10 protein-coding genes are annotated in these 11929 nt (G+C 63.9%); 5 read left to right on the top strand and 5 right to left on the bottom strand.

What is annotated here, in order from left to right; all coding sequences use genetic code 11:
* Nucleotides 1–62 precede the first annotated feature (62 nt).
* On the bottom strand, nucleotides 63–1166 hold the full coding sequence (locus ASF84_RS12990) for an MBL fold metallo-hydrolase (protein ID WP_056838914.1): 1104 nt from the start codon (nucleotides 1164–1166) through the stop codon (nucleotides 63–65).
* Nucleotides 1167–1325: 159 nt separating this feature from the next.
* On the opposite strand from ASF84_RS12990, the gene ASF84_RS12985 reads away from it, so the two are divergent.
* Complete coding sequence (locus ASF84_RS12985; protein WP_056838912.1) at nucleotides 1326–1937, top strand: TetR/AcrR family transcriptional regulator; 612 nt, start codon at nucleotides 1326–1328, stop codon at nucleotides 1935–1937.
* A gap of 36 nt (nucleotides 1938–1973) precedes the next feature.
* Here ASF84_RS12985 and fahA read toward each other — a convergent pair whose 3' ends face one another.
* From fahA to hppD, 3 genes are read right to left on the bottom strand one after another with little or no spacing between them, the layout of a single operon-like run.
* Nucleotides 1974–3260 (bottom strand): fumarylacetoacetase, encoded by a 1287-nt coding sequence (gene fahA, locus ASF84_RS12980; RefSeq protein ID WP_056838910.1) that lies wholly within the window; start codon nucleotides 3258–3260, stop codon nucleotides 1974–1976.
* Nucleotides 3257–4555, bottom strand: a complete 1299-nt coding sequence (gene hmgA, locus ASF84_RS12975) for a homogentisate 1,2-dioxygenase (RefSeq protein ID WP_056839089.1) — start codon at nucleotides 4553–4555, stop codon at nucleotides 3257–3259. Before hmgA ends, fahA begins: the two co-directional genes overlap by 4 nt.
* A 35-nt stretch (nucleotides 4556–4590) precedes the next feature.
* Nucleotides 4591–5667 carry a 4-hydroxyphenylpyruvate dioxygenase gene (gene hppD / locus ASF84_RS12970; protein WP_056838908.1) on the bottom strand — a complete coding sequence of 359 codons (1077 nt, stop codon included), beginning with the start codon at nucleotides 5665–5667 and terminating at the stop codon, nucleotides 4591–4593.
* A gap of 444 nt (nucleotides 5668–6111) precedes the next feature.
* Between hppD and ASF84_RS12965 the strand changes: the two genes are divergently transcribed.
* From ASF84_RS12965 to ASF84_RS12950, 4 genes are all read left to right on the top strand, one after another.
* On the top strand, nucleotides 6112–6519 hold the full coding sequence (locus ASF84_RS12965) for a heme-binding protein (RefSeq protein WP_056838906.1): 408 nt from the start codon (nucleotides 6112–6114) through the stop codon (nucleotides 6517–6519).
* Between the two features lie 97 nt (nucleotides 6520–6616).
* Nucleotides 6617–8218, top strand: a complete 1602-nt coding sequence (locus ASF84_RS12960; RefSeq protein ID WP_082481551.1) for a hypothetical protein — start codon at nucleotides 6617–6619, stop codon at nucleotides 8216–8218.
* 32 nt (nucleotides 8219–8250) lie between these two features.
* Nucleotides 8251–9165 (top strand): LysR family transcriptional regulator, encoded by a 915-nt coding sequence (locus tag ASF84_RS12955; RefSeq protein ID WP_056838902.1) that lies wholly within the window; start codon nucleotides 8251–8253, stop codon nucleotides 9163–9165.
* Between the two features lie 318 nt (nucleotides 9166–9483).
* The gene (locus tag ASF84_RS12950; RefSeq protein ID WP_056838900.1) at nucleotides 9484–10668 is read left to right on the top strand and encodes an MFS transporter; all 1185 of its coding nucleotides are present in this window, start codon (nucleotides 9484–9486) and stop codon (nucleotides 10666–10668) included.
* 3 nt (nucleotides 10669–10671) lie between these two features.
* On the opposite strand, the gene ASF84_RS12945 is transcribed toward ASF84_RS12950, so the two are convergent.
* Nucleotides 10672–11688, bottom strand: a complete 1017-nt coding sequence (locus tag ASF84_RS12945; RefSeq protein WP_056838898.1) for a LacI family DNA-binding transcriptional regulator — start codon at nucleotides 11686–11688, stop codon at nucleotides 10672–10674.
* Nucleotides 11689–11929: the final 241 nt, after the last annotated feature.

The following is an 11929-nucleotide window of genomic DNA, read 5'->3' as shown; positions in this document are numbered from 1 at the left end:
AGGCAAAACGGTGCACGACGGGTGCAAATCAGAAAACAGCGCGCGCTATCGAAAAATCAGGATCAGGCGTTCTGCCGCCGACCGGCGCAATGGCCGCTGCACCGCAACGGGCTCGCCTTGGGCTGTACGCCAGGCTCGGGCGCCTCGTCGACCTCCAGCCACCAGGTGTCGCCGTGGCTGGGGTATTGCAGATAAAACGCCTGCCCCATCCTGGGTGTGGTGATGTTGACGTTGTTCTCCCAGGCCAGCGCCAGGATGCGGTCGAACGGTTCATGCCATTCGTGCATGGCCAGGTCGAAGGTGCCGTTATGGATCGGCAGCAACCAGCGCCCGCGCAGGTCCTTGTGCGCCTGCAGGGTTTCTTCAGGCTGCATGTGCACCATGGGCCATTGCACGTTGTAGGCCCCGGTTTCCATCAGGGTCAGGTCGAACGGCCCATACTGCTCGCCGATCAGCTTGAAGCCATCGAAATAACCGGTGTCGCCACTGAAGAAGATCCGCTGCGAACCGTCAATGATCGTCCAGGAACACCACAGGCTGCGGTTGCTGTCCCAGAGGCTGCGTCCGGAAAAATGTTGTGACGGGGTAGCAATGAATTCGATGCCCGCCACTTCTGTGGACTGCCACCAGTTCAACTGACGCACCTTGCCGGCCGGCACGCCCCATTGCACCAAGGTGTCGCCCACGCCCAGCGGCGCCAGGAAATACGCGGTCCGGGCTTGCAGGGCCTGGATGGTCATGTGGTCCAGGTGATCGTAATGGTTGTGCGAGAGGATCACCGCCTCCAGCGGCGGCAAGTCGGCAAGGCTGATCGGTGGCTGGTGAAAGCGCTCGGGACCGGCCCATTGCACCGGCGAGGCCCGCTCGGCGAACACCGGGTCGGTCAGCCAGAATTTGCCGCGCAGCTTGAGCAGTACGGTGGAGTGGCCCAGGCGCCAGACACTGTTGTCGGGCGCCGCCAGCAATTGCTGGCGCGACAAGGCCTGCACGGGAATCGGACCGGCCGGACGGGTGCCGGCGGGTTTATTGAACAACTGGTCCCAGAACACGCCCAGGGTGCGCATCAGGCTCAGGGGCTTCATCGCCGCCTGATTACGGTAGCGCCCCTGCTCGCGAGGCAAGACAGGCAAGGTCGTGACGTCCGGGGTTCGGTGGGTCTTGGCCATGGGGCGCAGCTCCTTGGGTGTACGAATGACGATGAAGGCAAGGTAACAAGACGAAACAATTACACTACACGGTGTAGTTTTAAGCTTGCAGGAATGCGTGAGGCAAGTAAACTGCCGAGTGTAATTTTCTCTAAACGCACGTTTGAAGCCACGGACCTTATGAGCACCCCCCTACGCCTGACCGACCAGAAACGCGAAGCCATTGTCCTGGCAGCCATTGCCGAGTTTCGCGACCGGGGGTTCGAAGTCACCAGCATGGACCGTATTGCCGCCCGTGCGCAGGTGTCCAAGCGCACGGTCTATAACCATTTTCCGAGCAAGGAAGAACTGTTCGCCGAGATCCTCCAGCGCCTGTGGATCTGCGCGGCGCCCCGGCCCGACGCGGCCTACAGCGCAGAGCGCGGCTTGCGCGAGCAATTGCGCGACCTGCTGCAGGTCAAGATGGACACGCTCAACGACAGCAACTTCCTGGACCTGGCCCGTGTGGTGCTGGGGGCGACCATGCATTCGCCGGACCGCGCCCAGGACTGGATGAACCGCCTCAATGAGCGTGAAGAAACCTTCACCGTGTGGATCCGTGCGGCCCAGCAGGATGGCCGTCTCAAGACCGTCGACCCGGACTTTGCCGCCAGCCAGATCCACGCCCTGCTCAAGGCCTTTGCCTTCTGGCCACAACTGACTCTCAACGCCCCGTTGCTGGACGAACAAAAACGCCATGATGTCGTGGAGTCGGCGCTGGACCTGTTTCTGGGCTGGTATCAGTTGCCTTGAATCAGGGTCCGAGTCAGAACTCATGACCCATGCACCCTACCCCACCACCCGTCCCCGGCATTCGCCAAAACCGATCGACACCTGCCCTTCACCCCGGCAGCGGGCGCGCAGGATCACTTCGTCGCCGTCTTGCAGAAACCGTCGTTCTTCGCCGTTATCCAGCACCACGGCCTGTTGGCCGCCCAGGGTCATTTCCAGCAGGCTGCCCAGTTCACTGGCCTGCAGACCGGACAAGGTGCCAGTGCCCAGCAGGTCTCCGGCCTGCAGCTTGCAGCCGTTGACGCTGTGGTGGGTGATCATCTGCGCCACGGTCCAGTACATGTGCAGGCTGTTGCTCAGCCCCAGGCGTTGCGGCGGCGTCCCTTGCTGGCGCATGCGCTCGGTAAGCAGCAGCACCTCAAGCTCGATGTCCAGCGCGCCGCCCTGCTGGTCGGCCGGATCGAACAGATAGTCCAGAGGCGCCGGGTCACCGGCCGGTCGCGCCGGTTGTGCACGGCGAAACGGCGCCAGTGCCTCGGCGCTGACCACCCAGGGCGACAGGCTGGTGGCAAAGCTCTTGGACAGGAACGGCCCCAAAGGCTGGTATTCCCAGGCCTGGACATCACGCGCCGACCAGTCGTTGAGCAGGCAGAAACCGGCAATGTGCCTGGGCGCATCGGCAATGGCAATGGCCTGGCCCTGCGTATTGCCGGGTCCGACCCAGACACCCAGCTCCAGCTCATAGTCCAGCCGGCGACACGCCGCCAGCACCGGCACCGACTCACCCGGCGGCAGGATCTGGCCATGGGGCCGGCTGATCGGCGTGCCGGAAACACACAGGGTCGACGCCCGCCCGTGGTAGGCGATGGGCACGTACTTGTAGTTAGGCAGCAACGGGTTGTCCGGGCGAAACAGGGTGCCGACATTCGTGGCGTGATGAATGCCAACATAGAAGTCGGTGTAGTCGCCTGCCTGTGCAGGCAGATGCATGTGGCACTCACTCATGGGCACCAGGCAGGCCGCCAGCGCCTGGGGGTGCGGGCTGTCCTGGTCGAACAGCACCTGCAAGGCGCGGCGCAATGCCTGCCAGGCCGGTGCGCCCAAGGCAAAGTAGGCATTGAGGCTCGGCCCACTGGCGATGTGGGCAGCCGTGTGGGCCAGCCCCTCGAACCACCCGGCCTGCACGGCCGCCCCCAGGTCCAGCACCTGGTCGCCGATGGCTACCCCGCCCCGACGGCGCTCATCACCATGGCTGAAAATACCCAGCGGCAGGTTCTGCAAGGGAAAGTCCGGGTGACCGTTGGCAGAGGCCAGCCAGCTGCGGCGTTGCATCGTAGTGATCATGCCTGCGGCTCCCGCCCGAAGGTGCGGGCCATGCCGTCCCAGCAGTGGTCGTAATCGTTTTGCAGTTGCGGGCACGCCAGCGCATGGTGGCTGGGCCGCAGGACCTTGCCGGTCTCGAACATGAACGCCAGGGTATTTTCGATCTTGTGCGGCACCAGGTCAGCGGCCATCGCGTTCTGCACCGTGAGGTGATCGGGGCCGTGGGCACTCATGCAGTTGTGCAACGACGCACCGCCGGGCATGAAGCCTGCCGCCTTGGCATCGTAGACACCTTCGATCAGACCCATGAATTCGTTCATCCGGTTGCGATGAAACCACGGCGGGCGGAAGGTGTTCTGCGCCACCATCCAGCGTGGCGGGAAGATCACGAAATCGACATTGGCCTGGCCCGGCACGGCGCCCGGCGAGGTCAGCACGGTAAAGATCGACGGGTCCGGGTGATCGAAGCTGACCGTGCCCAGGGTATTGAACTGGCGCAGATCATAGCGGTACGGCACGTTATTGCCGTGCCAGCCGACCACGTCGAACGGTGAATGGCTCAAGGTGGTGGTCCATAGCCTGCCAAGAAATTTCTGCACCAGCGCCATCGGTTCCTGGCGATCCTCGAACCAGGCGCACGGGGCCTGGAAGTCACGCGGGTTGGCCAGGCCATTGCTGCCGATCGGCCCCAGCTCCGGCAGGCGCAACGGGCAGCCATGGTTCTCGCAGATATAGCCACGTGCCGTGGCATCGAGCAGGTGCACACTGAATTTCAGCCCGCGTGGCAGCACCACGATCTGCTGTGGCGCCACCTCGATCAGGCCCAGTTCGGTGATGATGCGCAGGCGCCCCTGCTGCGGCACGATCAGCCATTCGCCATCGGCATTGAACAGCGCGCGCTGCATCGAGCGGTTGGCGCCATAGACATAGATGCTGACCCCTTCGGCCTGCTCGGCGGCGGCGGTACGCGCCAGGGCCACCAGGCCATCAAGAAAGTCGGTGGGCTCGGCCGGTACGTCGAAGGCGTTCCAGCGCAATCGGTTGGGGGTCGGCGTGCCGTCCTCGCTGCCACGGATCTGACGCGTCAGTGGCGTGTAGGCCGGGTGGGCCGCCGACGGCATGATCCGGTACATCCAGGTACGCCGCGCTTCGCTGCGCGGCACGGTGAAGGCCGTGCCGGAAAACTGCTCGGCATACAGCCCCAGTGCCGGGCGCTGCGGCGAGTTCTGCCCGACCGGCACCACGCCGGGCAGCGCCTCGCTGGTGAAATGGTTGCCAAAGCCGGACTGGTAATTCAAGGCAGGCAGGGTTGTCATGGCGGTCTCCTGATGTTGTTCTTGTGCCATCGCCATCATTCGCTTGCCAGCACCCCACGCCGTACCTGATCACGCTCGATGGACTCGAACAGCGCCTTGAAATTGCCCTCGCCAAAGCCCTCATCGCCCTTGCGCTGGATGAATTCGAAAAACACCGGCCCCAGCAAGGTCCCGGAAAAGATCTGCAGCAACAGCCGTTGCTGGCCGCCTTCGCAGGTGCCGTCCAGCAGGATGCCACGGGCCTTGAGCTGGTCTGCCGGCTCGCCATGCCCCGGCAGGCGTTCTTCGAGCATGTCGTAGTAAGTGTCCGGCGGTGGCGTCATGAACGGCATGCCCAACGCCTTGAGTGCGTCCCAGGTCTTGAGCAGGTCATCGGTGCAGAACGCCACGTGCTGGATGCCTTCGCCGTTGAACTGCATCAGGAACTCTTCGATCTGCCCGGCACCGCGTGACGATTCTTCGTTGAGCGGAATGCGGATCATGCCGTCAGGGGCGCTCATGGCCCGTGAGGTCAGGCCGGTGTATTCGCCCTTGATGTCGAAGTAGCGCAGCTCGCGAAAATTGAACAGTTTTTCATAGAACCCGGCCCAGTAGGCCATGCGCCCGCGGTACACATTGTGGGTCAGGTGGTCGATGAACCTGAGCCCGGCGCCCACCGGGTGACGGTCGACGCCTTCGATGAAATTGAAGTCGATGTCATAGATCGAGGTGCCTTCACCAAACCGGTCGATCAGGTACAGCGGCGCGCCACCGATGCCCTTGATCGCCGGCAGGCGCAACTCCATGGGGCCGACAGCGATGTCCAGCGGCTGGGCACCCAGTGCCAGGGCGCGCTCGTAGGCCTTGTGCGAGTCCTTGACCCGGAACGCCATGCCGCACACCGAAGGCCCATGCTCGGCAGCAAAGTACGACGCCAGGCTGTGCGGTTCATTATTGAGAATCAGGTTGATATCGCCCTGGCGGTACAGGCTCACCGCCTTGGAGCGATGAGTCGCCACTTCGGTAAAGCCCAGCTTGTGCAGCACCGGCTCCAGAATGCCAGGCGCGGGCGCGGCCAGCTCAATGAATTCAAAGCCCATCAGGCCCATCGGGTTGTCGTAGAGATCAGCCATGGTCTGGCTCCTTGCAGAAAAGTGAACACGCGGGTTTTCAGGGAGTGCCCCCTGGGTGGCGTTCAGCTTTTGCGAGGCGGCGCGCACGAGATACCCCGCACGCTGCGGGCGAGGAAGTCTCCGAATAGCAACTGCAAGGCGAGGATTTTCATTCCCTGAGACTAGCCTGAGTCAAGCGCTGTGCATAGCGCGGCAAACCATTGACTTTGCCAGGGCGCGGCGACGAACGTTAAAGTGCTTTATAAGCCTTTGAATCGTCGAGACTTTATCAAGGCATTGGCCGTAGTGCCGAGGCACTGGCAGGCGCAGACCAGCAGTTTGTGCATGGACAATCCAGGCGCTGCGCCACAATGATCAGGCGTATTGCCGTTCAGGCAGCAGCCGCTATGCTGCCAACCTTGATCGTGTACAGGGCACCCGTTGCCCCATTGAAAAGGATGCTGCATGAAAATCAAAGCCGTACTGACCCAGACCGAAATCAGCCAGATCCTGGCGGCTGCACGCCAGGAAGCCCTGGCCAACGAGTGGGCCGTGTCCATTGCCATCGTCGATGACGGCGGTCACTTGCTGGCCTTCGAACGCCTGGACGGCGCCAATCCGATCAGCAGCTATATCAGTATCGAAAAGGCCCGGACCGCCGCCCTGGGTCGCCGTGAGTCCAAGGGCTATGAAGAAATCGTCAATGGTGGCCGCACCGCCTTTTTGAGCGCGCCGCTGCTGACATCGCTGGAAGGCGGCGTGCCGGTGATCATTGATGGCCAGGTGATTGGCGCCGTGGGCGTGTCCGGGGTCAAGTCTGAACATGACGCCCAAGTGGCCAAGGTCGGCATCCAGGCCCTGAACGCCGACTGACAACACTGCCGCACGCCTTTCGAGCCCTTTGCGGGTGCCGGCCTGACACGGATGAGCGTTTCATCCACCCCGCACGGCCTCTTCGAAAGGAGCCCCGATGATGGACTATGTGTGCTGCAACCGCCTCAAAGTCGCCGCCAGCCTGCACCGTTTCGTCGAGCAGCAGGTGCTGGTCGGCATTCCTCTGGCAGCGGATCTGTTCTGGGAGCGCTGCGATGCACTGGTCCATGAGCTGGCCCCTCTGGTGCGCGACCTGCTGGTCGAGCGCGAGCGCCTGCAGCACGCCCTCGCCCATTGGCATCAGGCCCATGCGGGCAAGTCCGTTGCACCCGGTGACTGGCATCGTCATTTGCAAAAGATCGGCTACCTGCAAGCCGTGCCGGCGCCCTTTCGTACCAGCACGGCCAATGTCGACCTGGAAATCAGCGACCAGTACGGCCCGTGCCTGCAAGTGCCTGCCACCCTGCTCAAGCCACTGCTTGAGGCTGCCAACGCCCGCTGGGGCTCGCTGTACCAGGCGTTATACAACAGCGAAGCCATTGCCCTGGAGCCGGGCCTGGAGCCTGACGCCGGGCACAACCCGCAACGCGCCGCGCACGTCGTGGTGCGTACGCGTGAATGGCTTGACAGCGTCGTGCCACTGGCCACCGGCAGCCATGTCGATGCCCGCCACTACCGGATCATCAACGGCCAGTTGACCGTGACCCGGGTGGGCGGTGAGCAGACCGGCCTGCAGCACCCGCAACACTACCTGGGCTTTCAGGGCGACCCCCGGCAGCCCAGCGCGATCCTGCTCAGGCACCACGGCCTGCACCTGCAAATCTGCCTCGCCGCGCAAAGCCGGGCCGGCGTCTGCGATGTTGCCGGCATCAGCGATGTACTGCTGGAAGCGGCGGTGTCGGTGCTCGTCGACACCGGCACGGCACTGGACCGGTTCACGATCTATCGTCACTGGCTGGCCCTGATGCAAGGCGACCTGTACCCGGCCGGCGAACTGGCGGCCGACCGACACTACCAGGCCGCCGGTGGAGGCGAATTGAGGCTGCCGGGGCGGGCCTTGTTGCTGCTGCGGGTCAATGGCCTGCACCGGTATTGCCCCGTGATGCTCGACGCCCACGGCCAGGCCATTCCCGCCCTGATACTCGACACCCTGCTGGGCAGCCTGATTGCTCTGCACGACCTGCAACGGCGTGGCAACTCCAGAACCGGCAGTGTCTATTTGCTGGTGCCGTACCTGCAAGGACCTCAGGAAACGGCGTTCGTCAATCTGCTGTTCGAGCGCCTGGAAACCCTGCTCGAACTGCCCCCGCATACGCTCAAGGCCGGGCTGATCGACCAGCACTGGCGCACCACGCTGAACCTTGAAGCCTGCGTGCAGGCCGTGGCAGCGCGTCTTGCCTGGCTGGGCACCGATCCTTTACCGTGCGATGCCAGCGTCGACACCGATCACAGCGTCTGCGTCGAGGCTGTGCAGCAACGCAATCGACTGGTCGGCCTGGCCTGCGGCCTGCGCGGTCGGGCGCAACTGGGCAGCACCGAGCCGGCCGGCTCGCCAATGGCCGCCACGTTGCAGGCCCTGGACTACCATCGCATCGATTACGCCCAGGTCCTGCGCGAGCTGGAACAACAGGATCTGCTGCCGCCATGCGCCGCCCTGCTTGAACGGTTAGTCGACATGGCGCAGGTGCACAGTGGGTAGAATCGCGACTCGATCAGGGCAAGGAAACAGGCATGGACAAGTTGCTGGCGATAACGCTGTTCGTCGAAGCGGTCGATGCCCGCGGGTTTTCCGCCGCAGCGCGCAAGCTGGGGCTGGCGACGTCCTCGGTCAGCCGGGCGATCGACGCGCTGGAAAGCGAACTGGGCGCCACCCTGCTCAACCGCTCGACCCGGCAGATTTCCGTGACCGACGCCGGGGCACGCTATTACCACAAAGCCCGGCGCCTGCTGGAAGACCTGGCCGAGGCCGACGCCGAAGTCGCCGACCGTGGCCTGGAACCAGTGGGCAGCCTGCGCGTGTGTGTGCCGGTGGAGTTTGGCCGAAGGCTGATTGCGCCGCACCTGGGGCGACTGCTCAAGCAGTATCCGGGCCTTGCGCTGGACATCAGTCTGAGTGATCGCTTCGACGACCTGCTCGATGGCCGCTTCGATGTTGCCATCCGTTTGGGTGAGACGGCCACCGACGCCGAGGTGGTGTGTCGGCACCTGGCGGACTTTCGACGCTGGAGCGTGGCCAGCCCGGCCTATCTTGCCATCCATGGGCAGCCTGAACGCCCAGAGCACCTGGCGACCCACGCCTGCCTGCGCTTCAGCTATGGCGCGGCGCGCCAAGTGTGGTGCTTCAAGCGCCTGGATGAACAGATTGACGTACCGATCCAGGGGCGCTTGCGCAGCGACAATGCCGATGTCCTGCGCCAGGCCGCCCTCGACGACACAGGCATCGCCCTGCTGGCCGACTGGCTGGTGGCTGAAGATGTGCGCGCCGGCCGGCTGGTGCGGGTGCTGCCTGAGTGGCAATGCAACCCGGACCAGGCCAGCCACGGCATCAACGCACTCTACCTGCCCAACCACCGCGGCTCACGGCGGGTGGGCGCCTTTATCGATTTCCTGCAGGAAGTCCTGGATATCCAGTTCAACCCCCTGTAGGAGCGCGCTTGCCCGCGACCGAGTGCGAAGCGCTCGCAAAATTGTGGAAACGCTGAAAATCTACAGCGAATGACCGAAAAATCTCGGAAACGCTGAAAATTTATGGTTTTCGGCCGAAAAATCTCGGAAACGCTGAAAATTTACGACTGCTAACGCAGCCGGTCGCGGGCAAGCGCGCTCCTACGCCCCAGGATGTAGATGCATGACGCCTTTGCGCCAGGCGCAATGCTATGTTGCGTCTTGCACGTATTCTCTCCACTTAACGCAAAACATAACCTTCATGGCACTGTTCACTCACGCCTTGCCGGAGCCACCGCCATGAATGCCAGCCTTGCTGTCCCCGCCTCGCCCCCACACACCTTGTCGCGCCTGCTGGTGATGCTGTTCGCCTTTTGCTGCGGCGCCATCGTCGCCAACATCTACTACGCCCAGCCGGTGGTCGGACTGATCGCCGCCGACCTGCACCTGAGCGCCGGCAGCGCCGGCCTGATCGTCTCGCTGACGCAGATCGGCTACGCGCTGGGCTTGCTGTTTCTGGTGCCGCTGGCTGACCTGGTGGAAAACCGCAAGCTGATGATCTTCACCTCGCTGGTCGCCGCAGTCAGCCTGTTGCTGGCCGGGCTCAGTCAGCAGGGTGGCGTATTCCTGGCACTGTCGCTGTTGATCGGCTTCAGCTCGGTAGCCGTGCAGATGCTGATTCCCCTGGCCGCGCACATGGCGCCGGAACACAGCCGTGGCCGGGTGGTAGGGTCGATCATGGGCGGCCTGCTGCTGGGCATTCTGCTGGCGCGGCCCCTGTCGAGCCTGGTGGCCGGTCATTTCGGCTGGCGGATCATGTTCATGGGCGCGGCGCTGGTGATGCTGGGGATCATTGCGTTGCTGTCGTTGCTCATTCCACGTCGCCTGCCTGAGCACCGCGCCAGCTACACCCAACTGATGGGCTCGTTGCTGACCCTGCTGCGTCGTTATCCGCTGCTGCGTCAGCGCTCGCTGTACCAGGCCCTAATGTTTGCGGCCTTCAGCCTGTTCTGGACCGCTGTGCCCATCGAGTTGATGCAGGCGCACGGCCTGTCGCAAAGCCAGATTGCGGTGTTTGCCCTGGTCGGTGCCATTGGCGCCATTGCCGCGCCGATTGCCGGACGCCTGGCCGATGCCGGCCACACCCGCCGCGCCTCGCAGGTGGCCATGGCCCTGGCGCCACTGGCCATGCTGATCGGTGTCAGCCAGCCCGGCGCCAGCCTGTGGGGCCTGGCCCTGACCGGCATCCTGCTGGACTTTGCAGTGCAGATGAACATGGTGCTGGGCCAGCGCGAGGTCTACGCCCTGGACCCGGCCAGCCGCGGGCGGCTCAATGCGCTGTACATGACCAGTATCTTTCTGGGTGGCGCCCTCGGTTCGGCACTGGCCGGCATGCTCTACCAGTCGTTTGCCTGGAGCGGCATTGCCCTGGCCGGCGCGGTACTCCCGGCGCTGGCACTGCTGTTGTTCGCGACCAAGCGGTGATCCTCAAGAACTCTCGCGTACCACCAGCTCAAAACCCAGGTCAACCTGGGTTTCGAGCGTCTGCTCATCAATCAGCGCCAGCAGCATCTGCGCCGCCCGCTGGCCGACCGCCTCACGCGGGGTGCGAATCGAGGTCAGGCGCGGCACCATATGGGCCGACCCCGGCAAGTCGTTGAACCCCACCAGCGCCACCTGTCCCGGAATATCGATGCCTCGGCGCAAAGCTTCCAGCGCTGCGCCCTGGGCCAGGTCGTCGTTGCAGAAGAACACCGCATCCACGTCGGGGTGCGCCTCGACCAGTTGGCTGAACAACTCACAGCCCAGGCCGATGGATGAAGGCAACGGTGACATGACGTGCAATTGCGGGTCGTCCAGGCCCGCCTCGACCAGCGCCTGACGAAAACCGGCGCCTCGCTGCAACACCCGCGGGTCGAGCTGCGCGGCCATGTAGGCCAGGCGTGTACGCCCGCGCGCCAGCAGGTGCCGTGCCGCTTCGGCACCGGCCTGGTGCTGGGAAAAACCGACGCAGTGCGCCTGTTCGGTAATGTCCAGTTCCATCATGTGCACGCACGGCACTTCACTGGCGGCCAGCAGGCGTCGCGCCGCCGGGGTGTGGTCCAGCCCGGTCAGCAGGATGCCGCGCGGGCGGTTGACCAGATGATTGCGCAACAGCTTTTCTTCTTCTGCGGGGTTGTAGTGGTAGTTGCCGATCACCACTTCCAGCCCCCGCGGGCGCAACACGTTCTGGATCGCTTCCAGGGTCTCGATGAACAACTGGTTGGACAGCGAGGGCACCAGCACCACCACGGTCGGGCTGCTCGAAGACGCCAGCGCCCGGGCTGCCGGGTTGGCCACGTAACCCAGCCGCTGGGCGGCCGCCTGGACCTTTTCGGCCAGCGCCGGGGCCACGGTAGCCACCCCGCGCAAAGCCCGGGAAGCGGTGATGGGAGAAACGCCGGCCAGGTGCGCCACTTCATTGAGGGTCGGACGGCCAGTGGAGCGGGAACCAATGCGTGCCATGTGTTGCCAACTGAAAGAGGGGTTGCCAAGGTGCCGGGGCGGCACTAAGGTAGCGCTATCTCATCGCCCGTGGCAATGAATTGCGCCTCTCACCTGCTGCCTGCCAGGCACACGGAGATGCGCGATGCGGATATTACCTACAAAAACAACGACAAGCGCTGGAACAGTTCAGCTGGTCTTACGCCCAATGCGCGAAAGACAGCGCTGTCTTCAGCAAGGATGGCCACAGTGACAACAGATA

Source organism: Pseudomonas sp. Leaf127 (genome assembly GCF_001423155.1).
Taxonomy (GTDB): domain Bacteria; phylum Pseudomonadota; class Gammaproteobacteria; order Pseudomonadales; family Pseudomonadaceae; genus Aquipseudomonas; species Aquipseudomonas ovata.
This window is presented reverse-complemented; position numbering and strand designations above follow the sequence as displayed.